Genomic DNA, 22117 nt, shown 5'->3' with positions numbered 1-22117 from the left:
GGGCAAGGTCAGCCCTTCAGGCGCCGGTCGGTGTTTTCCGCATAGGTTGGATCAACCTTGCGGGCAAAGGCCGCTCGCCAGCCTTCGGCCAGCACGCTCAGCCCGGCCAGTTCCTGGGCTTCGCTTGCCGGCAATCGCGGGTCGAACCTCGCCTTGATCAGCCGCTGCAGCGGCCAGTCGGGATGCTGCCTGTGCTTCAGTCGGATCGCGCCGCCGGCGGCGACCTCGCCTTCCTCGATCACCCGATAGTACCAGCCGGTGAAGCCGGTCCGCTGAAACTGGGGCGCCATGGCGGCAATCTCGGTGTGCAGGTTCAGCTTCCAGCAGGGCTGGCGGCCCTGGCAGATCTCGACGGTCGCCCCGTCCATCTGCAGCACGTCACCAAGGCACAGGTTCGCTTCCGTCAGGCCGAAGCTGGAGATGTTCTCGCCAAAGCAACCCGGCTGGAAGAGCCCGGCCTTGTCCGGAAAGGCCGTCGCCCAATGCGCCATATGGTCGGCCGCATAGTGATGCAGCGCCTTTTCCGGCCCGCCATGCACGGCCGTATCGGCCTGTTCGTCACTGGCAAGCCCGGTCTTTGACAACCACAACGGCGTTGTCGCGGCCTGCTTGGCAATCGCGCTCGGCGCCTTGCCATCCCAGCGCTCCCGCGCCTTGCCCGTGAACACGCCAAGGATGGTGGCCTCAAGTGTCTCAATCATCTCGGGTCTCCTTTGAAGGCTGAAACTATGGCGACGGCCGGTCAGCGGCAACACGCAATTCGCCGCAAGTACGACATGACGATCGCTGGTGCTTTACGTGTGCCGCGTTCCCCCTGGGTCCTGTCTCTCTCTGCGTCACCCTGGCCAAGCGTAGCGCCGAGCCGGGGCCTACTCGTTTCCAGAGAGTCCGTTTGTGGTGCTGGCCGTGCCAGTCATCGGCAACAAGACTGTTGTTCTTTGAAAGGCCTCGCATTGCTCATGCGCTCTGCGAATGAGTAGGCCCCGGGTCTTCGCTGCGCTGCGCCCGGGGTGACGCAAGTTCTAAAGTTGCCAAACACAAAAGGCGCCCAGTGGGCGCCTTTTGCAGAAAGGGGCAGGCAGTTCTGCTCAGTCGAACAGGCTCGACACCGATTCTTCCAGCGCGGTCCGGTTGATCGCCTCGCCAATCAGCGGGGCGATGGAGACGGCGCGGATGTTGGCAGAGGCCAGTACGGCGGCGGTCGGCTCGATGGAATTGGTGATCACCAGTTCCTTCAGCTTGGAGGCCGACACGCGGGCCACCGCACCGCCCGACAGGACGCCGTGGGTGATATAGGCGGTCACCGAATTGGCGCCCTTGTTCAGCAGCGCCTCGGCGGCGTTGCACAGGGTGCCGCCGCTGTCGACGATGTCATCCACCAGGATGCAGTCGCGGCCTTCGACGGTGCCGATGATGTTCATGACTTCCGATTCGCCCGGACGATCCCTGCGCTTGTCGACAATGGCGAGCGGGGCATCGATGCGCTTGGCCAGCGCCCGGGCACGCACCACGCCGCCGACATCCGGCGAGACGACCATGACATTGTCGGTCGCGTAGCGCTCCTTGATGTCGCGCGTCATGACTGGCGCGGCAAACAGGTTGTCGGTCGGGATATCAAAGAAGCCCTGGATCTGCCCGGCGTGCAGGTCGAGGGTCAGCACACGGTCGGCGCCGGCCTCGGTGATCAGGTTGGCGACCAGCTTGGCCGAGATCGGCGTGCGGCCGGAGGCGCGCCGGTCCTGGCGGGCATAGCCGAAATAGGGCACCACGGCGGTGATGCGGCGCGCAGACGAGCGGCGCAGCGCATCGATGATGATCAGCAGTTCCATCAGGTGGTCATTGGCCGGGTAGCTCGTGGACTGCACCACGAACACGTCCTCGCCACGGACGTTTTCCTGAAGTTCGACAAAAACCTCCTGATCGGCGAAGCGCCGGACCTGGCAGCGCGCCAGCGGGACATCGAGGTACTTGGAGATCTCTTCGGCGAGCGCGCGATTGGAATTGCCCGCGACGATTTTCATGGGCCGCCAGTCCTCTAGATGCGACGAGGCAAGGCACGTCCGGCAGGGACGTCCTCGTCAGGGGGGTCGTCGATGGTCCGCGTCTGTTTCAGCTGCCTTTGGGGCAGTCTGAGTCCCGGTCCACATGCCTGGCCGGGCGGCGGCGTTGTAACAACCTCCCGTCCTGCCGACAACAGCGCAGGTGCACAATGGACGCGTTTTTTTAGCCGAACCTGCCGATATGGCTAATCTTGCCGGCTAATGACCCGGATCAGCCCGCGCGCGGCCGTCCCGGCTGGGCAGACGAGGTTGCACCGGCAGGGGCCGGACGGCTGTAGAGCCACGCCTTCAGCTGCATGACCGATGTTGCGGCAATCCGCTTCAGCGCGTCATTGTCGGCGCTCCGCCAGGGATCGCCGCTGACGCCCTGGGTCAGTTCGCTGCCGGAGATCCGCGTGACGCGCAGGCCATGGGCGTCGAACACGTCGAAGACATAGAACAGCGCCGAGGAGGCCGGTGAACCGGTGGCCGACAGGTAGCCCTTGACGCGGAAGGTCGCCTTGAGGTCAACGCGGCGCACCAGCGTCAGGCCCTCATCGCGGGCGCGGGCGCCGATCTGGCGCGACAGGTCGTCGGCCACATTGCCGGGCGCGCCGATGAAGGGTTCGAAGGCAAAGGTCGCCTGTTCGGTTGCCACATAAGGCGCCGGCGTCGTCGGGGTGGCGGCGGCGGACGGCGCGGGCGGGGTCACCGGACGTGGGGGCTGGGGGGAGGGGCCACAGGCCGCAACCAGCACCAGGAGGGCAGCAGCAGCGAAGCGCCGGGTGGCGGCAGGCAAGGTCGTCGTCATCTTGTCTCTTGGGTCGCGTGTTGCGGTCCGGTCAGTCCTCAAGCGGCACGCCTTGCGGCGCAAACACCCTGTGTCAGCCTTGGTTTAGCCTGCCTTGACGCCAAGGTCGAGAGGCAGCGCCGACAAGGGCACAGGTCCGCTGTCGGTGGTCAGATAGGTCCGGCCTAGGGTCATCGCCGTCTCGGTGGCCGAATCGGCCAGGATCATGTGCATGAAGATGACCATGTTTGGCTCCACCACTGCCTCGTTGCCGCGATAGGCCATCGGCCAGTCCATCCAGCTTGGCGTGAAGCGCGCGCCGAGCGAGTAGCCGCAGGCGTTGAGCCGGTGCGGCATCAGATCGCGCGCGTCCATCGCCTCGGCATGGGCCTCGAAGATGTCGCCAAAGGTCGCCCCCGGCACCAGCTTCGTCTCGACAGCGGCAAGGGCTGCCGTACAAGCCTCGTGCATGTAGAGATGGCGCGGGGTCGGCTCGCCGACGATGACCGTGCGCATCAGGGCGACATGGTAGTGGCGGAAGGCCCCGGCGAATTCGAGCGTGATCTGGTCGCGTTCGGACAACTGCCGTCGCCCGGACTTGTACCGGCACAGCAGCGCATCTCGGCCCGAACCGATGATGAACTCGTTGCCCGGATAGTCGCCGCCGCCTTCCAGGATCGTGCCTTGCAGCACGGCGAGGATACGTCCTTCGTCGGCGCCGGGGCGAATCTCCTCCAGCGCCGCAAGATAGGCGGCATCGGCCAGCCTTGCGGCCTCGCGCACATAGTCCAGCTCGGCCGTGCTCTTGACGGCGCGCAAGCGCGGGATCAGCGTCGAGGCATCGCGCAACTCGGCAAAGCTGCGCAGCGTCTCGTCCAGTTCCCGGCCGATCTTGCCGGTCATCCCGTGCGTGTCATACTCGACGCCGAGCTTGGCACCGAGCAGGTCCATCTCGAACAAAAGTTCCTTCAGCTGCGCCACCGGGCTCGCCCCGCCCCGGTCCATCCAGATGCGGACATCGGCGATGTTGGACGTGTGCCGCGCCTGGCGCTGGTCGGCCGAGCGTGTCAGCAGCACCTGCCGGCCATCCGACGTCACCACCAGGCACTGGAAAAAGCAGTAGCCGAAGGTGTCGTAGCCGGTCAGCCAGTACATGCTCTCCTGCGCAAACAGCAGCATGGCATCGAGCTTTTCCTCGCCCATCCGGGCCTGTAGCCGGGTCAGGCGGGCGGAGAATTCCTCATCGGAAAAATGCAGCGCCATGCGTCATGCTCCCTCAATGACGATTGCCGACATCAGCCGGCCATAGTCGGGTTCCTTGCGATGGGTGGTCCGGCGGTAGGAGAAAAAGCGGTCCTCGTCGCCGTATGTACAAAGCCCGAGACTCTCCGCCGTACCAATGCCTGCGGCTGTCAACCGCGCCAGGATGAAGGCGGGCAGGTCGAACATGAGATGGTCTGGCCGCTGCGACGGGCTGAAGAAGGCGCTGCTGCTCTTTGCTTCATCCAGGAACCGGGCCTGAAACTCCGGGCCAACTTCATAGGCCGCGCGGGAAATCGTCGGCCCCAGCACGGCCCGGATCCGGCCGCGCTCGGCCCCGAGCGCTTCCATCGCTGCAATCGTATTGTCCAGCACCCCGGTCAGCGCCCCGCGCCAACCGGCATGGGCCGCGCCGATCACCCGCGCTTGCAGGTCCGCAAACAGCACGGGGCCGCAGTCCGCCGTCGATATCCCAAGCGCCAGTCCCGGCGTTGCGGTCACCAGCGCATCGGCGCGCCGGTCGGCGTCCGCCGCAAACGGCGCCTCGACTGTGATCACATCGGGGGAGTGGACCTGATAGGGCGACACCAGCCGTTCCGGCGCAACCGCCAGCTTCCCGGCAATCCGCGCCCGGTTTTCCAGCACATGTGCCCGGTCGTCGTCGGAACCAAGACCGATGTTCAGGCTGGCGTAGATCCCTCCGGACACACCGCCCTGCCGGGTAAAGAACCCGTGCCGGAGCACCCCGGGCTGATCAAGAAGGTCAGACGTGATCATCAGCACTCTCCGTGTCTGTCCCAGGCGCGCCGATCCTGCGTCGCTTGGCCGGGACTGTCAAATCTCTGAAGCGCGGTCGGCTTCAACCTGATCCTGCAAGTCCGGGCGGCAGGGATTTGTTCCCGTGGCACGGCCTGTCGCTCCCCTCCCCCTCGTGGGGAGGGGTTGGGGGTGGGGGGAGCGGAGCCAGCCCCAGCAAAAGCCGAAGACGTTGATTCCGTTCACCCTATAAAGATCGTCCACGACCTGCGTCCGTGGCTCCCCCCACCTCTTACCCGACCTGGGTAGAGCCACCGGTCTCTCCCCGCCTTCGGCCTCCACGAGGGGGAGGGGGGCTGAGAGGCCTCGGCCCATCTGCTTCCACGATCCGCTTCCGTCACCGCATTCCCGCCCCGTGGCACAACCCATCGCTCCCCTCCCCCTCGTGGGGAGGGGCCGGGGGTGGGGGGAGCTGAGCTAAATTCCTGCAAAAGCCAAAGACTTCGACCTGGGTCGCCCTGCAAGGACAGTCAACTGCCAGCGTCCATGGCAGCGCTGCCTTCATCCCCCCTCATCTCCCCCGCCGCTCGAACCCGGGCAGCATCATCCCCGGCGTTGACAGGGCCAGAACCTTGAACAGTTCCCCCATCTGGTCCGGCGCTGCCAGCCGCTCGACTTCGCCGCGCAGCCTCTCCTGCGTAGCGGCGGCCTTGCCCGCGCCCAGCTGTCCGGCCCGCTCCAGCAGGCCGAGGCGCAGCAGGAATTCGCCCTGCGTCAGCGGTGCCATGGCGTCCGCTCCGGCCTGCATGGCCGCCAGCGCCAGAGCCTGGAAGTCCACATGCGCCGTCAGGTCCGCCTTGCCCGGCTCCGCCAGCGGATCGGCAAAGGCGTGACGCGACAGGGCCTGCAGCGTATCCCCTGGGGCAGAGCGGAGATAACCGTAATCAATCAGCAGGGCCGCCCCGCGCTGGGCGGCGATCCGTACTCCGATCTCAGCCGCGATGGCAGCGGACGCCGGCGAGGCCTCGAGGATGGCTCCAGCCTCTGCCGCCCGCGCGGTGTCTGGCACCAGACCTCCGGCCAGAGCCACGCTGCTGACGCCGAAACACAGTTTGCCCTGATTATCCAGCCCGACAACGCGCTCGCACCAGCCCTTGGCGGTCTTCACGAACTGACGGATGGGCAAGGCATCGAAAAACTCGTTGGCAATCAGGAGCGTCGGTCCCTCCGGCACCCTGGAGAGATGCTCATGCCACTGCGGTGCGACCTTCAAAGCGCTTGAGAAGCCGCCAAGCGTTTCGCCCTGCCGTTGGCGCAGCTTCGGGCTGAGCTCGACCAGATGCACCGCGACCGCGTCCATCAAGGCCGGACGCAGCCGCGCGGTGCGCAGGATGTCGGCCATCAGCGTGCCGCGGCCGGGGCCGAGTTCAACCAGATGCACCGGATCAGGGGCGCCCATGGCAATCCACGTCGCCACCACCCAGCCGCCGATCAGCTCGCCAAACATCTGGCTTACCTCAGGCGCGGTGATGAAATCGCCATCGCGACCAAACGGTTCCGGGCTGGTGGTGTAATAGCCGTCCTCGGGGTCGGCGAGACAGGCGGTCATGTAGTCCGCCACACTGATCGGCCCGGTCAGCCGGATCCGCTCCTCAAGCCGTGCCATCAGCCGGTTTGCGCTCATGCGGTGCGCGCCCTGCGGGCCGACCAGACCATCAGTGCGATCCCGGCCAGGATCATCGGCACGGACAGCAGCATGCCCATGGTCACCCCGCCGGAGAGGAAGCCGATATGGGCATCCGGCTCGCGGAAAAACTCCGCCATCGACCGGGTGATGCCATAGCCGGCGGCAAAGGCACCGGCGATGAAGCCGGGCTTCTGAAGCAGGCCTGCCCGGTGCGACAGGAGCCGCAGCACGATAAACAGCAAAATGCCTTCAAGCGCGGCCTCATAGAGTTGGCTCGGGTGACGGGGAAACGGCCCGCCATTCGGGAACACCACCGCCCAGGGCGCGTCGCTCAGCCGCCCCCACAGTTCCGAATTGATGAAATTGGCAATGCGGCCGAAGAACAGGCCGATGGGAGCGGCAATGCCGGCGAGATCGAACAGGGTCCAGACATTCAGCCCGCGCTTGCGCGCATACAGCACCATCGCCAGAACCGTCCCGGCAAAGCCACCATGGAACGACATGCCGCCGGACCAGATCGCCAGCGCTTCGAACGGGTTCTGCAGGTAGTAGGCCGGGTTGTAGAACAGCACATAACCGAGCCGTCCGCCGATCACGATGCCGAGGGTACCCCACATGACAAAGTCATCAATATCAACCGGTGTCGGTCGCGGCGTTCCGGCCCAGACCCGGTCCTTGCGCACCACCATCACCATGTAGCGCCAGGCGAGCAGGATCCCGGCGATATAAGCCAGCGCATACCAGCGCAGGGCGAACGGCCCAACCTCGATGATCACCGGATCAATGGCCGGGAAGGGCAGGGCGAGCAGCGGTGTCATCGGTCATCCTCACAGGTCCGGCTTACGGGGCCGGACAGCCTTTGCAGCCACTGGCTGCAGCCGAGTGAGACCTTGCGCATTCGCAGCCATGCGTCAAGTCGCCGGCCACACTGCCGCCCGCTCCCTCGTCTTGCCATGGCCTGACGAGAGAGGGAACGAAGATCCGACCAGCACCGGAAACCCGGCATCCGAGGCCGTCCAGACCTCTCCCGCAACCCACCCCCATCCTTCGTCATGCCATGGCTCGACCATGGCATCCACGCCGTTCCCCATCCCCACGACAGGCCTCTCAATGGCGCTCCATTGGGCTCTCTGCGCTGCAGCGTCGCGGCATGGATGCCATGATCAAGTCATGGCATGACGACCGGGGGAACGAGGGGCCAACCAGTACCGGGGCACGGACATCCAAGGCCGCCCAGACCTCTCCCCCAACCCAAACCTTCCCTTCGTCATGCCATGGCTCGACCATGGCATCCAAGCCGTTCCCCATCACCACGACAGGCCCAACGACCGACCTCTCGACGCCCCTCCTGTCCCCCTCGCACAGCGGTCATGCATCACGTCGCGGTGCGCTCACCTTGAAGTTGGCGCAAAAGGTCAATAGGTGTGTGCATGCGGGCCGCGCCTCCCTTGCGGCTCCAACTGACCAGGAGCGTGTCATGAACCAGGGCCCGAACAGGTTTCTCGACGAATTCGCCAAGCTGATGACGGATGCAGCCGGTGTCGCGCAGGGCGCACGCCGTGAGGTGGAAACCGCTTTCCGTGCGCAGGCCGAACGGTTTCTTGCCGACATGGATATCGTCAAGCGGGAGGATTTCGACGTCGCCCGTGACATGGCCGTCCGGGCCCTCGACCGGATCGATGCGCTCGAGGCCCGGGTCGCAGAGCTCGAGGCGCGTCTTGCCGATGCCCCTGCGAAACCTGCACGCAAGGCCAAGACGGAAGACTGACGCTTTGCCAATGGACGTGCGGACTTGTTCAAAACGTCCGCTCGTCCACAAGAATTGATCAAGAATGGCCTGCGCTTTTATACTGCAATTGCGAAGGAACCTTATATTCTTGAATCAGACAGGGAATCGTCCAAGCGCCGGTAAAAGGCCGAAGAAGCCACTCTGGTGCCCTGCTGAACATGGGACTGTCCTGCTGGACCGGTGGCGTCCTGCCCCGGCTTCGGCGGCCCGCAACGGAGAGGATCGACATGAGCCTCATCGAGTTCGAATTCGAGCGTCCCGGCAATCCCGTCGACACCATCGAGCATGTCGCAGCCCTGAATGACTGGGCTTTCGAGCGGTCCGGCGAAGACGAGATTTCAATTTCAATCGGCGGCAGCTGGAGTGACTACCACGTCTCCTTCTCCTGGATGGAAGAGCTGGAATCGCTGCACCTTGCCTGTGCCTTCGACCTCAAGGTGACCGAGCCCCGCAAGACGGAGATTGTCCGCCTGCTCGCGCTCATCAACGAGCAGATGTGGATGGGTCACTTCGACCTGTGGAGCCGCGAGAACATGGTCATGTTCCGCCAGTCCCTGCTGCTCGCCGGCGGGGCGGAGGCTTCCAGCGCCCAGATCGAAGGCATGCTGGCCAATGCGCTGGAATGCTGCGAGCGTTACTATCAGGCCTTCCAGTTCGTCGTCTGGGCCGGCAAGAGCGCGACTGAAGCGGTCAACACAGCCCTGTTCGAGACTGCGGGAGAAGCATGAGATTTTCAGCAGAGCGTCCGTTCCTGATCGTCGGGGCGGGCAAGATGGGGGGCGCGATGCTGGCGGGCTGGATGTCCCGTGGCATCGACCCCGCAAGCCTTCTGGTCATCGACCCGAACCCCTCCGACAGCCTCAAGGTTTTTTTGGGCGAACATGGCATTGCCCATGCCCCGGCAGCACCCGCCGGTGTTCAGGCCGCGCTCGTTCTGATCGCGGTCAAGCCGCAGATCATGGCCACGGTCCTGCCGTCTCTTCGTCCGGCGGTTGCTCCCGATACCCTCATCCTCTCGGTTGCAGCCGGAACGCCGGTCAGCACCTTCGAGGCGGCGTTCGGTCCGGTGCCGGTCGTCCGTGCCATGCCCAACACCCCGGCGATGGTCGGACGGGGCATCACCGCTCTCTATCCGACACCGTCGGTCACGGCAGCAGATCGCGACATGGTCGGTGCGCTCCTCTCCGCTGTCGGCGCCGTCGAGTGGCTGACCTTTGAAGACCAGATCGATCTCGTTACCGCCGTGTCCGGATCCGGTCCGGCCTATGTCTTCCTGCTGGCCGAGTGTCTCGCCGAGGCTGGCCGCAAAGCAGGGCTGCCGGCGGAGCTTGCTGCCCGGCTCGCCGAGGCGACGGTGACCGGGGCCGGGGAACTGATGTTCCAGTCCGAGGACACTCCGACGGTCCTGCGGCAGAACGTCACCTCTCCCAATGGCACCACGGCTGCTGCGTTGTCGGTGTTGATGGGGGAAGACGGGCTGCAGCCCCTGATGGATGCCGCCGTTGCATCTGCTGCCAATCGGGCGCGGGAATTGGCGGGCTGACTTTCTCCCGTTTTGTCGGGTTTTGTCCCTGGATTGTCGCAAAAAGGGCAGTGCGTACGCTGCCCTTTTTCACGCGCACATTCGGCCCCTGCGGCGACAGCTGTCTTTGCCTTTTCACGGCGACTACCTACATTGAAGGACAGGGAGCCCCTGTTGTCCATGGCGAGGAGATGAGCCGATGTCTGCTGCAAAAACGGCCAAGGCCGCTGCAATCGATCCGCGCGAGCAGGTGGTGGACGCGATGTTCCGTTTGCTGGAAACGCATGATTTCAAAGACATAACCCTGCCGCAAATTGCCCGGGAGGCCGGGTTGAGCCTCGGCGACCTGCGCGGTGTCGTGGCATCTAAACTGGATGTACTGGCAGCCTTCACCGCCCGTATCGACCGCAAGGTGCTGGATGATCTCGACGGTGAGATGGACGACCAGCCGGCGCGCGATCGCCTGTTCGATGTGCTCATGGCGCGCGTCGATGCCTTGATGCCTTACCGCAAGAGCTTGAAAAATCTCAGGAAAGCGGTCATGCGGGATCCAGGTCTTGCCCTCTCCGTGAACGGGTTGGCGCTGCGCTCGCACCGCTGGATGCTGACTGCCGCAGGGCTGGAACTGACCGGTCTGAAAGCGCCTATCGCCTTGCAGGGACTGGCGATTTCCTTTGCCCGTGTGGTCGATGTGTTCCTGGAAGAAGAAGACACCGGCCTGCCGCGCACCATGGCTGCTCTCGACAAGGAACTTGATCGCGGCGAAGGCTGGATGCAGCGGGTCGATGGTCTGGAAAGGCTCGCCCGCCCGGTTGTTCGGGGCTTGTGCCGACTTGCCGAAAAACGTGCGGCCCGGCGGGCGCGCCGTCAGGAGGACGGCGGCGACACGGCTGCAGACGTTGGCGACGAGGCAACCGCTCCGATGGCCTAAGCCACAGGGAGTGCTTGTTTTTTCAGAATTGAGCAGGCAGGTTGGACGTCCCTCCAGCGGAGCCGGTTCCTGACATGTCCACGTCTGCCAACAGCCCGTCGGCTTTGATCGGCTTTGATGATTTCCTCAAGGTCGACATTCGTGTCGGCCAGATCGTCGAGGCTGAAACCTTCCCCGAAGCCCGCAAGCCGGCTTACAAGCTGCGCATCGATCTCGGCCCGGATATCGGCGTGAAACGCTCCTCGGCCCAGATCACCAGGCATTACACCCCGGAAAGTCTGATCGGCCGCCGGGTTCTGGCGGTGGTGAATTTCCCGCCGCGCCAGATTGGACCGGTCATGTCCGAGGTGCTGACATTGGGTGTGCCGGACAGGGACGGCGAGGTCGTGCTGATCGTGCCGGACAAGGACGTTCCGTTGGGTGGCCGTCTTTACTGAATTTATTTTCGCTTCAATGACTTGAGCTGTTAACCCGGGATCCGGAACCGGGCTCTGAGGCCGCCAAGCGGGCTGTCTTCCAGCTGGATGTCCCCGCCATGACTGCGGGCGATATCACGCGCAATCGCCAATCCCAGCCCGCTGCCGCCTTCGTCCTGGTTGCGGGCCTCGTCCAGCCGATAAAACGGGCGGAACACATTCTCGCGTTCGTTGGCAGGAATACCCGGCCCGTCGTCGTCGATCGTCACGGTCAGCCAGCCATCGGCATGACGACCGGTGATCGTGACGCTGGCGCTGTGCCTTGCGGCATTTGTAACCAGGTTCATCAGAGAGCGCTTCACCGCATGGCGCCGGAGCAGCACTTCCGGGTCCCCGGTGAAGGTGGACCGCGCTGCCGCCCCAATGATTTCTGCTTCTTCTTCAAGCTCTTCCAGCATCAGGGACATGTCGGTCCCTTCGACAGTCTCGCCGCCGTCGCCCCGGGCAAAGGCGAGATAGTCTTCCAGCATATGCTTCATTTCATTGACGTCACGCTTCATGCCCGCCGTCTCCGGCGTGTCGCCGAACAGCGCAAGCTGCAGGCGGAAACGGGTCAGGATGGTGCGCAGGTCATGGCTGACACCGGCCAGCATGGTGGTCCGCTGTTCGAGCTGGCGCTCGATCCGGCGGCGCATCTCGATAAAGGCCTGGGCGGCTCGCCGAACCTCGCGGGCGCCGCTCGGGCGGAAATCCTCGATTGGCCGGCCCTTGCCGAAACTCTCCGCTGCATTGGCCAGACGCTCGATGGGTCGGATCTGATTGCGCAAGAAAATCATGGCGATAACGATGAGCACGAGCGATGTGCAAATCATCCAGACCAGGAAAATATGCGAGTTCGAGGCATAGGTCTGACTGCGTCTTGTCACCACGCGCAGCACCTTGTCCTTCAGCTGAATGCGCAGTTCGACGAAGCGGGACCGGCCAATCGTATCGATCCAGAACGGCTTGCCGATTCGCTCCGAGATTTCGCGGCTGAGATTGTGATCGACAAGGTCGAAGTAGGGCTTGGGGCGTGGTGGCGGCAGCGGTTCAGGCGGCAGGACGCTCACCGTCATGTCCAGTGCGCGGCTTCCCATCTCCTCGATCAGCCGAAAGTCCGCATCTTGCGGATAGTTTTCAAGGGCATAGACCACCGCCGCGATCTCGCGCACCACCGCTTCAGACAGCCGGTTGGTGACGAGCTGGTAATGGCGCTCCATGAAAACGAAGGCGAGGACAGATTGCAGGACGACCATCGGCACGACGATGATCAGCAGTGCCCGGGTGTAGAGCCCTTTCGGCATGTAGCGGTACAGGCCGCCCGCCAGCAGGCGGTAAGGCGTGCCGGCGAGCAGGAGACCGGACTGGAACAGGCCGGTTTTCGTAGCCTTTTCAGCAGGTTCGCCGGAGCCGGCTTTGTCGGCATCAGTCACAGGCAAGGCGGTAACCGATCCCGCGCACGGTTTGCAAGTAGACCGGATTTGCCGGATCGTCCTCGATCTTGCGGCGGAGCCGGTTGATCTGCACATCGACCGTCCGTTCGCCGAGACCGCTGTCGTCGCCGACGATCTTGTGACGGGGGACGGTGGCGCCCGGTTGATCGGCAAAGATGTTCAGGATCTGCTTCTCCCGGTCGGTCAGCCGCATCAGATCGTCGCCGCGTCGCAATTCGCCGCGTTCGGTCAGATAGGTAAAGGGGCCGAAACGGATCTCAGCCGCCCGTTCGCTGCGCCGCGGACCGCCCCGGCGCAGGATGGCGGCAATGCGCAGCATCAGCTCTCGCGGCTCAAACGGCTTGGGCAGATAATCATCCGCGCCTGCCTCGAGCCCGGCAATCCGGTCTTCCGCTTCCGAGCGGGCCGTCAGCATGATGATCGGAACCGGGCTGTCGTGCCGCAGGGACGCGGCGAGGTCCAGCCCGCTCTCGCCCGGCATCATGATGTCGAGGATCAGAAGATCGAAATCCAGGCCGGTCAGGCAGCGTCGCGCTTCCGCTGCATTGGCAGCCGTCGTGACGCGGTAACCGTCCTCACGCAGAACCCGGCCCAGCAGCTCGCGGATCCGGCTATCGTCGTCGACGAGCAGGAGATGCGGCGCATTGTCGTCCGGGGCTTTGGGCATGATCTAGGTCTCCCTGCTGTCGTCAACCTGCCTTGCGGCGTCCTGCACCCGGCACAGGGCGGCCGGCCCGAGCATGCGGCCGACTTCTGGCCGAAGGTCGGGATCGATCATCTGGAACAGGAACCGGCGGACAACTTCCGCGCCTGTGTCGGGCAGGGCTTCAATGGCCGCGTCGATGCGCCGGGCCTGCATTGCGGCAAGCTTTCCGGCCAATGCCTGTCCTTTTTCAGTGGTGTGCAACAGCCGCTGCCGGCGGTCGAGGGGGCCGGGGCGCTGGTCGATGAACCCCTCATCCACCAGCTGTTTCAGGACCCGTCCGAGGCTCTGCTTGGTGATGCGCAGGATCGCCAGCAGATCGGTGACCCGGATGCCCGGATTGCGGTCGACAAAATGCAGCACCCGGTGATGCGCCCGGCCGAAGTCAAAGTCGGCGAGGACAGTGTCCGGGTCTGCCGTGAAGTCTCGATAGGCAAAAAAAAGCAGTTCGATCAGGTCATACGGGGGAATGCCCTCAGCAGCGTCCTGATCGTCGCGGATGCTGTTGAGCCGTGTTGTCTCGGCCTTGGCCAGCGCGGGGCTGGTGAAACTGGTCAGGGTCATGAAATCCACGTCAGCCATGTCGATTTTGCCTGAACCGAGTATTGCCAGTTTCGACGCCGGACGAAAGGTTCAACTGTCTGCAATGCCAATTGCTTGTGCTGTGCCAGCGGCTTCGACAGGGTTCCTACGAAAAATGCCTGCCGGCGTCTCGTCACATCAGGATACCGATTGTTACGCCAGGGCGCAAAGCCGCAGCCGGAAAGATGGACCGGCGCCACGGGTCTGCTCAGGTCCAGGGCGATGTGGACGACGCTGCGAAGAACGTGCGGCGTCAGCTTCCCGGCTTCGGTGCATGCTGGGTCTGGAACAGTTTTCCGCGTTCCGCGATCAGCACGAAGACCAGCCCGAGGATGCCATAGCCGGCGCAGGCAATGGCGATCGGCCAGAGCGTGCCGTTGAACTGCTGCCCGACGATGAAACCGAGGATCGCGCCGCCGAGGGTCGTGGTAAAGCCGATGACCGACGAGGCGGTGCCGGCAATGTCCCCCAGGGGTTCCATCGACATGGAGTTGAAATTCCCGCCCATGAAGCCGAAGCACGCCATATTGATCGCCATGCAGATCGTGAACAGGGTCAGGTTCTGCAAGCCGGTGGCCTGCATCAGGCATTGCAGCAGGCCGAAGGCGATGAAGGTGAGGATCGCGCCATGCGACAGGCGGCGCATGCCGATGACCGTCACCAGACGCGAGTTCATGAACGACGCGCAGGCCATGGTGATTGCCACGCCGGCAAAAACCACCGGGAACCAAACGCCCAGCCCGAAGATGTCGACATAGATCTGTTGCGCCATCGAAATGAAGGAAAACAGCGCACCGAAAATGGCTGTGGTTGCAAGTGTGTAGCCAATGCTGAGGCGGTTGCTGACCACCCGTCCATAGGACCGCAGCACCGGCCGCAGCTTGAGCGGCTGACGCTGATTGGTGGGCAGGGTCTCCGGCAAACGGATGGCCGACCAGAGCAGCATGATGCATCCGGCAATCAGGAGTGTGCTGAAGATCCAGTGCCAGTCGGCGACCAGCAGGATCGCCTGGCCGATGGAGGGGGCGACGATCGGCACGGCCATGAAAATCATCATGACCAGCGACATCACCTGGCTCATCCGCCGCCCGGAATAGCAATCGCGAACGACGGATACGGCCACGACACGGGTCCCGGCGCAACCGACGCCCTGCAGCAGGCGCGCGACAAGCAGGCCATCCAGCGACTGGCTGACGAGGGCAAGAAAGCTGGCGGCGGCATAAAGGCCGAGACTGCCCAGAATGATGCTGCGTCGGCCAAACCGGTCGGTCAGCGGCCCGAACAGCAATTGCGCGCCGCCGAAGCCGACAAGATAGGCGATCAGGATCTGCTGCCGGTCATTCTCATGCTCGATGTTCAGTGCATTGCCGATGTCCGGCAGAGCAGGCAGCATGATGTCCATGGCCAGCGCATTCAGCGCCATCAAGGCGGCAATCATGATGACGAATTCAAGGAAGGAGAGGCCGGGATGCGGCCGTGCATCCGGGCCAGTTGGCCGGATCGGGTCAGTCATGGGATACCTCGGGAGCCCTTGCGGGCGGGGAAAGGACAACGCGCCGCAAGGCAGCGGCAGATGGACAGAATAGACCAGTCGGTCAGTTTTGTGGCGTCGTCAAGGCTGGGACTGACGAGATGGCGTTACCAGCGCGCCAGTCGCGCCTCGTCGCTGTCGCGTGCGTCAACCCAGTCACCGCCCGTGCCGCTGGCCGGGATTTCCTTCTTCCAGAACGGCGCGCGGGACTTGAGAAAATCCATCAGAAAGTCGGCCGCCTCGAAAGCCGCTTGCCGATGCGAAGAGGCTGCAGCGACGAAAACGATGTTCTCGCCGGGCGTAATCCGGCCATGCCGGTGCAGGACAACCAGGCCAGTGAGAGGCCAGCGCACGAGCGCATCTTCGGCGATCCGCGTCAGCTGTGCTTCGGCCATGCCCGGAAAATGCTCGAGTTCCAGCGCGGCAAGACGGCCGCTTTCGTCGCGGCAAAGGCCCGTGAAGGTCACGAGCGCGCCGACATCGGTGCGGCCATGGGTCAGCAGGGCGGCTTCCCTGGCCGGGTCAAAATCTTCGGGCTGCACACGGACGACCAGGCGCGGGCTCATGTCAGCCCCCCGTCATCGGAGGAAAAAAGGCGATCTCGCGGGCGCCGGCAATGGTGGCATCCGTCTCGACATGCACCTGGTCGAGCGCAGCCCGGATGGCGTCGGCATCGGCAAAGGCATGGCCATGCGCATCATCGACGGTCTGCAGCCAGGCGATCACATCGGCGACTGTCTCAACTGAAGGCGGCAGGTCCACCGTCTCCTGATCGAGGCCAACGCGCTCGCGCACCCAGGCAAAATAGCGGATCAGCATGGTTTGGCGTCCTTGTCCGGGTGCCGGTTGGCTATTCGTCGATGAGATGCCCGATGCCGGCGCGGAAATAGTCATATCCGGTGTAAAGCGTCAGCATGGCCGCAATCCACAGGGCGATCAAGCCGGCGAGCATCGTGCCGGGCAGAACCGTCTCACCGGCAGGACCCGCAACCAGCAAGGCGACGGCGACCAGCTGGAATGTGGTCTTCCATTTGGCCAGCTTGGTCACCGGGACGCTGACCCGCAGTTCGGCGAGAAACTCCCGCAATCCGGAGACAAGGATTTCCCGGCACAGGATGATGATGGCCGCAATCAGCGACCAGCCGCCAATATCGCCCTTGTCGACGAGCAGGATCAGGCAGACGGCAACGAGAAGCTTGTCGGCGATCGGGTCAAGCATGCGGCCAAGGGCCGATTGCTGCTGCCAGGCACGGGCGAGATAGCCATCGAAGAAATCGGTCACGGCTGCCGCGATGAAGATGGCAAGGGCGACCCAGCGCGGGGTGTTTCCGTCGAAGTAAAAGCAGGCCACGACCGCCGGGATCGCCAGAATCCGTGCGTAGGTCAGGATGTTCGGCAGGCTGAGGATAACGTTTCGGGCCATGAAGGGCTCAGTCACTGTGAGGGCAGGGTGATCCGGGCGACACAAGCATGTGCAGGGCGCGGGTGTCAACGCACCCAGGTCCGGCATCGGCGCGCCTGGTGGAAACTGGTTCCCTGCTTTGAGAGGGCGCGGTTCTTTTGCAGGGCCGGTTCTGCCGCTATGTAACTCAAAGGAAATCACAGGAGTGTGTCATGCCATTGTCGGATCTCGGCCTGCCTGTCGGCAGTCCCGTTGCGAACTGGGCCGGTGCTCGTGTTCCCGACGGGCGGGTGCTGGAGGGCCGCTTCTGCCGGCTGGAGCGGCTGGACCTGTCCCGCCATGGGAAGGAGCTTTTCGACGCCTATCAGGCGGACGCGGTCGGTCGGAACTGGACCTATCTTGCCTATGGCCCTTTTGCCGATCTTGTTGCCTTCGAGGCCTTCTATGGTCCGTTGGCGGCCGGACGAGATCCACTGTTCTACGTGGTTCTCGACCTGCAGAGCGGCAAGGCGGTCGGGGTCGCCAGCTTTCTGCGGATCGATCCGGCCAATGGCAGCATCGAGGTCGGCCACATCAGCTACAGCCCGGCGCTGCAGAGAGGCGCACTGGCGACGGAGGCGATGTATCTGATGATGCGCCATGCCTTCGAGGATCTTGGCAACCGCCGCTACGAGTGGAAATGCGACGATCAGAACGCCGCCTCACGCGGCGCCGCGACACGTCTGGGGTTCACCTATGAGGGGACGTTTCGTCAGGCGATGGTCTACAAGGGGCGAAACCGGGACACGGCCTGGTTCTCGATCCTTGAGACAGAGTGGCCGAAGCTGAAGGCGGGGTTCGAGGCCTGGCTCGATCCGTCAAACTTTGACGCTGAAGGCCGGCAGTTGCGGCGATTGGCAGCGTGCCGCGCGGGCTGAGGCCCTTATCAGCGGAAGATACCGTCGCCCTGCTGGTCGATCATGCTGCGTGCCTTGCGCAGCATGAATTCGGCGGCTTCTTCACGGGTCGGCAACTGATCGGCGCGGATGAAGACGTGTTCCTGTGCCACGCCGTCCTTTTCCCTGAGGATGCGGCCGGCGATCTGCCACTGGCCGCCGACCTGGCGCGGCTCGGCCAGGATCAGGAAGCCCTTGTAGTCTTCCTGAGCGGTCGGGCCTTCCGGAGCCTTGGGCTCGCCCGACTTGAACAGCGATCCGAACAATTTGCCGAGCATGGTCCCTTAATCCTTGCTGACGGGTCAGGCCGGTTTGCCCGGTCCCTGTCCCAGATCTTTGTCGACCCAGTGGCGGCGGCACAGCGAGACATAGGCATCCTCGCCGCCGATCACCACCTGCTCTCCTTCCTCGACGATCCGGCCGGCGCCGTCAAGCCGGGCAACCATGGTTGCCTTGCGGCCGCACCAGCAGATCGTCTTGATTTCCTTCAGGCTGTCGGCCAGGGCGAGCAGCGCCTTGCTGCCAGGGAACAACTGGCCCTGGAAGTCGGTCCTGAGGCCGAAGCACATCACCGGCATACCGAGCCGGTCGGAGGCGTGGGCAAGTTGCCAGACCTGTGCCTCGCTCAGGAACTGCGCTTCGTCGACGAAGACGGCATCGACCGGCCGGCTTTCATGCGCCTTGCGGATATGCTCGTAGAGGTCATCGTCCAACTGGAAGATGTCGGCTTCCGCCGTCAGGCCGATGCGCGATGAAATGCGTCCGACACCGGCGCGATCATCGACCGCTGCAGTCATCAGCAGCGTGTTCATGCCGCGTTCGACGTAGTTGTAGGAGGCCTGCAGCAGCACTGTCGACTTGCCAGCGTTCATCGACGAGTAGTTGAAATAGAGCTTGGCCATTGGCTTTCCGGCAGAGTTTTTCCAGAGGTGGCGAAGAATCGCGTGCCTGTCGGATGTCACTCTTGCCGCTCGGGCCGGCCGGCTCAACGCGTCTTCTGCCTGTGCCGGACTTTGCTGTGGATCGCGAAGCGGACAGCGTCAGGGCAACTGGAGGTCGGCAATAAGGGGAACGTGATCGGAGCCGATATCGGGGCCAAGAGCGACCGCCGTGATCGCGATGTCCGGCGAGACCGCGATATGGTCGACCGCCGATCCGAGGAACCAGCTCAACCGGTAGTCAAAGAAGAAGCGGGTGATGACCGGCATGAAGGACGGGAAACGGGTCTTCAAGCCGCCGGCTTCGAGCAACTGGCTGAAATGAGCCGACCAGGGTGACATGTTCCAGTCACCGGCAAGAATGACCGGATCTCGGCTGTCGCGACTGAGCCGTGCCAGTTCCAGCCCAAGGGCAGCGTAATAGGCCTGGCGGGCCTCGAAACGGCAAGGCGTGCGCGGGCTTTCCGGATGGAGTGCGACAAAGGTCACCGGCTTGCCTGCCACATCCAGCGAGATGCGCAGGATCTCGCGTTGCCCCCAACGGCCATGGCCGCAGACATCATCGATGCGAATGCTCTCGCTGGAAAGGATCGGATGCCGGGAGAAGAAGACGATGCTGCCGAGGTCGCCGACACGAAACTGGGTGGAATAAGGTCCAAGGCCGGGAAGCGGGCCGGTTTCCTTCATCACTTTTTCGCGGTAGTGCAGCTGCTGGCGCCAGTTGGTTTCCTGGAACACCAGCACTTCGGCGTTCAGGTTCTCCAGATATCCCATGAAGCCCGGGTCGCCCAGATAGCGCATTTCCAGGTTGATCGAGACGACGCGGAACGGTGTGCCTTGTTCACCGTTTGCACTGGCCGGCCCGCTCCGCCCGAGCGCCTGGACACTCGCGGTGCGCAGACTGGTCAATGCCGTGCCCGTGACCAGACACAGGACCACGATCAGCGCAAAGGTCGCAAAGACACTGCCCTTCAGCCGGCGGCGCGCAACCAGACGGCAGGCGAGTGCGCCGCAAAGGGCCAGTGCCCCGCCGATGAGAAGCTGCGGCAGGAAAAAGCTCATGTTGTCGGCGAACCAGAAGTCCGGTGCGACAAAGGGGAGAACCGACAGGAACGCCATCAGCAGGCCGAGCAGCAGGCCAGTCCAGGCCGCAAGCCGGAACAGCGCTTTGACGGTGCGGCGAAGACGGGATGGGCGAGCCGGTGCTGTGCTCATGGGTGGTCAGTCTCCGGCCTGTTTCTTGCTGCGCTGCAGCGCGGTTCCCCGGTCCGTTTAACATGCAAGGTCAGTCATGGAAATGATCGTAGATCAGCCGGGCAACGGTTTCGGAAATGCCAGAGACCGCCATCAGATCCTCGATCCCTGCCTTGGAGACGGCCTTGGCGGTGCCGAAGTGGCGCAGCAGCGCGCGTTTGCGCGTCGGTCCGATGCCGGCGATGTCATCCAGCGGGTTTTTCGCAATCTCCTTTGACCGCTTGGCGCGGTGGGTGCCAATGGCGAAGCGGTGCGCCTCGTCCCGCAGACGCTGGACGAAATAGAGCACCGGATCGCGTTCCGGCAGCATGAAGGACGGCCGTCCTTCCATGAAGAATTTCTCCCGGCCCGCATCCCGGTCCGGCCCCTTGGCGATGCCGACGAGGGGAACATCCGTGATGCCGAGCTCGGTCAGGATCTCCCGCACCGCATTGAGCTGACCGAGGCCGCCGTCGATGAACACAACATCCGGCCATGCCGGCATGTCTGCCTGGGGCAACCCGTCGTCGTCTTCATCGTTGCCACCAGCTGCAAACTCAAGCACCGCTTGTGTTTCGCTCGCGCTCTCTTCGCTCTCGACCGGCGTTCTGGCGTGATCCTTGAGCAGCCGGCTGAAGCGCCGCGTCAGCATCTCGCGCATCATGCCGAAGTCGTCACCCGGGGTGATCGTCTCGGACTTGATATTGAACTTGCGGTACTGGCCCTTGGCGAAGCCTTCCGGTCCGGCGACGATCATGCAGCCGACCGCATTGGTGCCCATGATATGCGAGTTGTCGTAGACCTCGATGCGGCGCGGCGTGGCCGGGAGACCGAATACTTCCGCGACGCCTTCCAGGAGACGGGCCTGGCTCGAGGTTTCCGCCAGCCGCCGCCCCAGCGCCTCGCGGGCGTTGGTCATGGCGTGGTCGACGAGATCCTTCTTCTCGCCGCGCTTGGGCACGGCGATCTCGACCTTGTGCTCGGCCTTCTCGCTCAAGGCGGCCGCCAGCAGTTCCTGCTCCTCGATCTCGTGCGACAGCAGGATCAGTCGGGGGGCGGGCTTGTCATCGTAGAACTGGGCAAGGAAGCTTTCCAGAACGGCGGCCTCTTCCAGCGACTTGTCAGCCTTGGGGAAGTAAGCCCGGTTGCCCCAGTTCTGGCCGGTGCGGAAGAAGAACACCTGGACGCAGGTCTGGCCGCCTTCCTGATGGATCGCGACCACGTCCGCCTCCTCGACGGTCTGCGGATTGATGCCCTGGTGCGCCTGGATATGCGACAGCGCCGCCAGCCGGTCGCGGTAGACGGCCGCGTGCTCGAAATCGAGCTGCTGAGAGGCGGCCTCCATATGGGCGGCCAACTGCTGCTTTACCAGCTGGCTCTTGCCGGACAGGAATGCCTTCGCTTCGCCGACAAGGTCAGCATAGCCTTGCGATGAAATTTCGCCGGTGCAGGGGCCTGCACAGCGCTTGATCTGGTACAGCAGGCAGGGCCTTGAGCGGTTGTCGTAATAGCTGTCGGTGCAGTTGCGGATCAGGAACGCCTTCTGCAGCGCATTGATCGTCCGGCCGACGGCCGTCGCCGAGGCAAACGGGCCGAAGTAGTCGCCCTTGCGCCGACGGGCGCCGCGATGCTTGACGATCGCCGGAGAGGCATGGTCGCCCGTGATCAGGATATAGGGGAACGACTTGTCGTCGCGCAAAAGCACGTTGAAGCGCGGGCGCAGGCGCTTGATCAGATTGGCTTCAAGCAGCAGCGCTTCGGTTTCCGTGCGTGTCAGCACGAACTCCATGGCGGCGGTCGCCATGATCATCCGCATGATCCGGTTCGATTGCCCCTGCAGCCGGGTGTAGTTGGTGACCCGCTTCTTCAGGCTGCGCGCCTTGCCGACGTAAAGGACATCGCCGTTCACATCGAGCATGCGATAAACGCCAGGCCCCATCGGCAGGCGCTTCACCACATCGGCAATGACCTCGACACCGACTAGGCCCGTCGCGTTCTCCGTGTCAGCCGCCAGAAAGTTCACGGTGGGCTGGACGGTTTCAACGACTTCCTCGGCCTCTTCGGGCGTGTCGGATCGGGAACGGCTGCTGGACATGACTACAATCGCTTG

Annotated in this window: 24 protein-coding genes; 6 read left to right on the top strand and 18 right to left on the bottom strand. The window is 63.9% G+C overall.

The genetic code is table 11. The features are described from left to right. Positions 1-8: 8 nt before the first annotated feature. From ACTIFE_RS09640 to lgt, 7 genes are all read right to left on the bottom strand, one after another. On the bottom strand, positions 9-701 hold the full coding sequence (locus ACTIFE_RS09640) for an MOSC domain-containing protein (RefSeq protein ID WP_439528941.1): 693 nt from the start codon (positions 699-701) through the stop codon (positions 9-11). 387 nt (positions 702-1088) lie between these two features. After that, positions 1089-2021, bottom strand: coding sequence for a ribose-phosphate pyrophosphokinase (locus ACTIFE_RS09635; protein ID WP_439528940.1), 933 nt, complete (start codon positions 2019-2021; stop codon positions 1089-1091). A gap of 250 nt (positions 2022-2271) precedes the next feature. After that, complete coding sequence (locus ACTIFE_RS09630) at positions 2272-2850, bottom strand: hypothetical protein (protein WP_439528939.1); 579 nt, start codon at positions 2848-2850, stop codon at positions 2272-2274. 84 nt (positions 2851-2934) lie between these two features. After that, the gene (locus ACTIFE_RS09625; protein ID WP_439528938.1) at positions 2935-4092 is read right to left on the bottom strand and encodes a M24 family metallopeptidase; all 1158 of its coding nucleotides are present in this window, start codon (positions 4090-4092) and stop codon (positions 2935-2937) included. Positions 4093-4095: 3 nt separating this feature from the next. Then, entirely contained in the window at positions 4096-4866 is a 771-nt protein-coding gene (gene pgeF / locus ACTIFE_RS09620) for a peptidoglycan editing factor PgeF (protein ID WP_439528937.1), read from the bottom strand. Positions 4867-5416: 550 nt separating this feature from the next. Beyond that, positions 5417-6529 carry a class I SAM-dependent methyltransferase gene (locus ACTIFE_RS09615; RefSeq protein WP_439528936.1) on the bottom strand — a complete coding sequence of 371 codons (1113 nt, stop codon included), beginning with the start codon at positions 6527-6529 and terminating at the stop codon, positions 5417-5419. After that, positions 6526-7350: a prolipoprotein diacylglyceryl transferase gene (gene lgt / locus ACTIFE_RS09610; protein ID WP_439528935.1), complete on the bottom strand. Its 825-nt coding sequence runs from the start codon at positions 7348-7350 to the stop codon at positions 6526-6528. Before lgt ends, ACTIFE_RS09615 begins: the two co-directional genes overlap by 4 nt. Before the next feature lie 659 nt (positions 7351-8009). Here lgt and ACTIFE_RS09605 point away from each other — a divergent pair. The 5 genes from ACTIFE_RS09605 to ACTIFE_RS09585 all read left to right on the top strand — a co-directional run bounded on the left by ACTIFE_RS09605 (position 8010) and on the right by ACTIFE_RS09585 (position 11211). Continuing rightward, complete coding sequence (locus tag ACTIFE_RS09605; RefSeq protein WP_439528934.1) at positions 8010-8300, top strand: accessory factor UbiK family protein; 291 nt, start codon at positions 8010-8012, stop codon at positions 8298-8300. Between the two features lie 248 nt (positions 8301-8548). Beyond that, on the top strand, positions 8549-9049 hold the full coding sequence (locus ACTIFE_RS09600; RefSeq protein WP_439528933.1) for a YbjN domain-containing protein: 501 nt from the start codon (positions 8549-8551) through the stop codon (positions 9047-9049). Further along, a complete protein-coding gene (gene proC, locus ACTIFE_RS09595; RefSeq protein ID WP_439528932.1) occupies positions 9046-9864 on the top strand; it encodes a pyrroline-5-carboxylate reductase in 819 nt (272 codons plus the stop codon). The genes ACTIFE_RS09600 and proC overlap by 4 nt, the downstream gene beginning before the upstream one ends. A 178-nt stretch (positions 9865-10042) precedes the next feature. Continuing rightward, complete coding sequence (locus tag ACTIFE_RS09590; protein ID WP_439528931.1) at positions 10043-10774, top strand: TetR/AcrR family transcriptional regulator; 732 nt, start codon at positions 10043-10045, stop codon at positions 10772-10774. Positions 10775-10848: 74 nt separating this feature from the next. Next, positions 10849-11211, top strand: coding sequence for a tRNA-binding protein (locus ACTIFE_RS09585; protein ID WP_439528930.1), 363 nt, complete (start codon positions 10849-10851; stop codon positions 11209-11211). A gap of 29 nt (positions 11212-11240) precedes the next feature. On the opposite strand, the gene ACTIFE_RS09580 is transcribed toward ACTIFE_RS09585, so the two are convergent. The 7 genes from ACTIFE_RS09580 to pgsA all read right to left on the bottom strand — a co-directional run bounded on the left by ACTIFE_RS09580 (position 11241) and on the right by pgsA (position 16922). Then, entirely contained in the window at positions 11241-12533 is a 1293-nt protein-coding gene (locus ACTIFE_RS09580; RefSeq protein ID WP_439529009.1) for an ATP-binding protein, read from the bottom strand. 121 nt (positions 12534-12654) lie between these two features. Then, positions 12655-13350: a response regulator gene (locus tag ACTIFE_RS09575; protein ID WP_439528929.1), complete on the bottom strand. Its 696-nt coding sequence runs from the start codon at positions 13348-13350 to the stop codon at positions 12655-12657. A gap of 3 nt (positions 13351-13353) precedes the next feature. Next, on the bottom strand, positions 13354-13968 hold the full coding sequence (locus ACTIFE_RS09570; protein ID WP_439528928.1) for a MarR family winged helix-turn-helix transcriptional regulator: 615 nt from the start codon (positions 13966-13968) through the stop codon (positions 13354-13356). 253 nt (positions 13969-14221) lie between these two features. Next, a complete protein-coding gene (locus ACTIFE_RS09565; protein ID WP_439528927.1) occupies positions 14222-15481 on the bottom strand; it encodes a multidrug effflux MFS transporter in 1260 nt (419 codons plus the stop codon). A 125-nt stretch (positions 15482-15606) separates the two neighbouring features. Continuing rightward, positions 15607-16065 carry a molybdenum cofactor biosynthesis protein MoaE gene (locus ACTIFE_RS09560; protein ID WP_439528926.1) on the bottom strand — a complete coding sequence of 153 codons (459 nt, stop codon included), beginning with the start codon at positions 16063-16065 and terminating at the stop codon, positions 15607-15609. A 1-nt stretch (position 16066) separates the two neighbouring features. Further along, a complete protein-coding gene (moaD, locus tag ACTIFE_RS09555; RefSeq protein ID WP_439528925.1) occupies positions 16067-16318 on the bottom strand; it encodes a molybdopterin converting factor subunit 1 in 252 nt (83 codons plus the stop codon). A gap of 31 nt (positions 16319-16349) precedes the next feature. Continuing rightward, positions 16350-16922 (bottom strand): CDP-diacylglycerol--glycerol-3-phosphate 3-phosphatidyltransferase, encoded by a 573-nt coding sequence (gene pgsA / locus ACTIFE_RS09550; protein WP_439528924.1) that lies wholly within the window; start codon positions 16920-16922, stop codon positions 16350-16352. A 191-nt stretch (positions 16923-17113) separates the two neighbouring features. On the opposite strand from pgsA, the gene ACTIFE_RS09545 reads away from it, so the two are divergent. Then, entirely contained in the window at positions 17114-17818 is a 705-nt protein-coding gene (locus ACTIFE_RS09545) for a GNAT family N-acetyltransferase (RefSeq protein WP_439528923.1), read from the top strand. 8 nt (positions 17819-17826) lie between these two features. On the opposite strand, the gene ACTIFE_RS09540 is transcribed toward ACTIFE_RS09545, so the two are convergent. The 4 genes from ACTIFE_RS09540 to uvrC form a co-directional block, all read right to left on the bottom strand. Continuing rightward, positions 17827-18114, bottom strand: coding sequence for an HlyU family transcriptional regulator (locus ACTIFE_RS09540; RefSeq protein WP_439528922.1), 288 nt, complete (start codon positions 18112-18114; stop codon positions 17827-17829). 24 nt (positions 18115-18138) lie between these two features. Further along, positions 18139-18738 carry a thymidine kinase gene (locus ACTIFE_RS09535; RefSeq protein ID WP_439528921.1) on the bottom strand — a complete coding sequence of 200 codons (600 nt, stop codon included), beginning with the start codon at positions 18736-18738 and terminating at the stop codon, positions 18139-18141. Between the two features lie 138 nt (positions 18739-18876). After that, positions 18877-19989 (bottom strand): endonuclease/exonuclease/phosphatase family protein, encoded by a 1113-nt coding sequence (locus tag ACTIFE_RS09530; RefSeq protein ID WP_439528920.1) that lies wholly within the window; start codon positions 19987-19989, stop codon positions 18877-18879. A gap of 70 nt (positions 19990-20059) precedes the next feature. After that, positions 20060-22102, bottom strand: coding sequence for an excinuclease ABC subunit UvrC (gene uvrC, locus ACTIFE_RS09525; protein ID WP_439528919.1), 2043 nt, complete (start codon positions 22100-22102; stop codon positions 20060-20062). Positions 22103-22117 lie beyond the last annotated feature (15 nt).

Origin of the sequence: Pannonibacter sp. (assembly GCF_051860505.1) — a bacterium.
GTDB lineage: Bacteria > Pseudomonadota > Alphaproteobacteria > Rhizobiales > Stappiaceae > Pannonibacter.
Note: the sequence above shows the minus strand (reverse complement) of the source record. Positions and strands in the feature narration are given on the sequence as shown.

Bases quoted from the DNA above. Each gene is read 5' to 3' on its own strand.
- ACTIFE_RS09630 (WP_439528939.1), bottom strand. From the start codon at position 2,850: ATGACGACGACCTTGCCTGCCGCCACCCGGCGCTTCGCTGCTGCTGCC.
- ACTIFE_RS09535 (WP_439528921.1), bottom strand. From the start codon at position 18,738: ATGGCCAAGCTCTATTTCAACTACTCGTCGATGAACGCTGGCAAGTCG.
- ACTIFE_RS09545 (WP_439528923.1), top strand. From the start codon at position 17,114: ATGCCATTGTCGGATCTCGGCCTGCCTGTCGGCAGTCCCGTTGCGAAC.
- ACTIFE_RS09530 (WP_439528920.1), bottom strand. From the start codon at position 19,989: ATGAGCACAGCACCGGCTCGCCCATCCCGTCTTCGCCGCACCGTCAAA.
- ACTIFE_RS09640 (WP_439528941.1), bottom strand. From the start codon at position 701: ATGATTGAGACACTTGAGGCCACCATCCTTGGCGTGTTCACGGGCAAG.
- pgeF (WP_439528937.1), bottom strand. From the start codon at position 4,866: ATGATCACGTCTGACCTTCTTGATCAGCCCGGGGTGCTCCGGCACGGG.
- moaD (WP_439528925.1), bottom strand. From the start codon at position 16,318: ATGCTGATCCGCTATTTTGCCTGGGTGCGCGAGCGCGTTGGCCTCGAT.
- lgt (WP_439528935.1), bottom strand. From the start codon at position 7,350: ATGACACCGCTGCTCGCCCTGCCCTTCCCGGCCATTGATCCGGTGATC.
- ACTIFE_RS09560 (WP_439528926.1), bottom strand. From the start codon at position 16,065: ATGAGCCCGCGCCTGGTCGTCCGTGTGCAGCCCGAAGATTTTGACCCG.
- ACTIFE_RS09605 (WP_439528934.1), top strand. From the start codon at position 8,010: ATGAACCAGGGCCCGAACAGGTTTCTCGACGAATTCGCCAAGCTGATG.
- proC (WP_439528932.1), top strand. From the start codon at position 9,046: ATGAGATTTTCAGCAGAGCGTCCGTTCCTGATCGTCGGGGCGGGCAAG.
- ACTIFE_RS09575 (WP_439528929.1), bottom strand. From the start codon at position 13,350: ATGCCCAAAGCCCCGGACGACAATGCGCCGCATCTCCTGCTCGTCGAC.
- ACTIFE_RS09590 (WP_439528931.1), top strand. From the start codon at position 10,043: ATGTCTGCTGCAAAAACGGCCAAGGCCGCTGCAATCGATCCGCGCGAG.
- ACTIFE_RS09635 (WP_439528940.1), bottom strand. From the start codon at position 2,021: ATGAAAATCGTCGCGGGCAATTCCAATCGCGCGCTCGCCGAAGAGATC.
- ACTIFE_RS09585 (WP_439528930.1), top strand. From the start codon at position 10,849: ATGTCCACGTCTGCCAACAGCCCGTCGGCTTTGATCGGCTTTGATGAT.
- ACTIFE_RS09540 (WP_439528922.1), bottom strand. From the start codon at position 18,114: ATGCTCGGCAAATTGTTCGGATCGCTGTTCAAGTCGGGCGAGCCCAAG.
- ACTIFE_RS09600 (WP_439528933.1), top strand. From the start codon at position 8,549: ATGAGCCTCATCGAGTTCGAATTCGAGCGTCCCGGCAATCCCGTCGAC.
- ACTIFE_RS09580 (WP_439529009.1), bottom strand. From the start codon at position 12,533: ATGCCGAAAGGGCTCTACACCCGGGCACTGCTGATCATCGTCGTGCCG.
- ACTIFE_RS09570 (WP_439528928.1), bottom strand. From the start codon at position 13,968: ATGGCTGACGTGGATTTCATGACCCTGACCAGTTTCACCAGCCCCGCG.
- pgsA (WP_439528924.1), bottom strand. From the start codon at position 16,922: ATGGCCCGAAACGTTATCCTCAGCCTGCCGAACATCCTGACCTACGCA.
- ACTIFE_RS09615 (WP_439528936.1), bottom strand. From the start codon at position 6,529: ATGAGCGCAAACCGGCTGATGGCACGGCTTGAGGAGCGGATCCGGCTG.
- ACTIFE_RS09625 (WP_439528938.1), bottom strand. From the start codon at position 4,092: ATGGCGCTGCATTTTTCCGATGAGGAATTCTCCGCCCGCCTGACCCGG.
- ACTIFE_RS09565 (WP_439528927.1), bottom strand. From the start codon at position 15,481: ATGACTGACCCGATCCGGCCAACTGGCCCGGATGCACGGCCGCATCCC.
- uvrC (WP_439528919.1), bottom strand. From the start codon at position 22,102: ATGTCCAGCAGCCGTTCCCGATCCGACACGCCCGAAGAGGCCGAGGAA.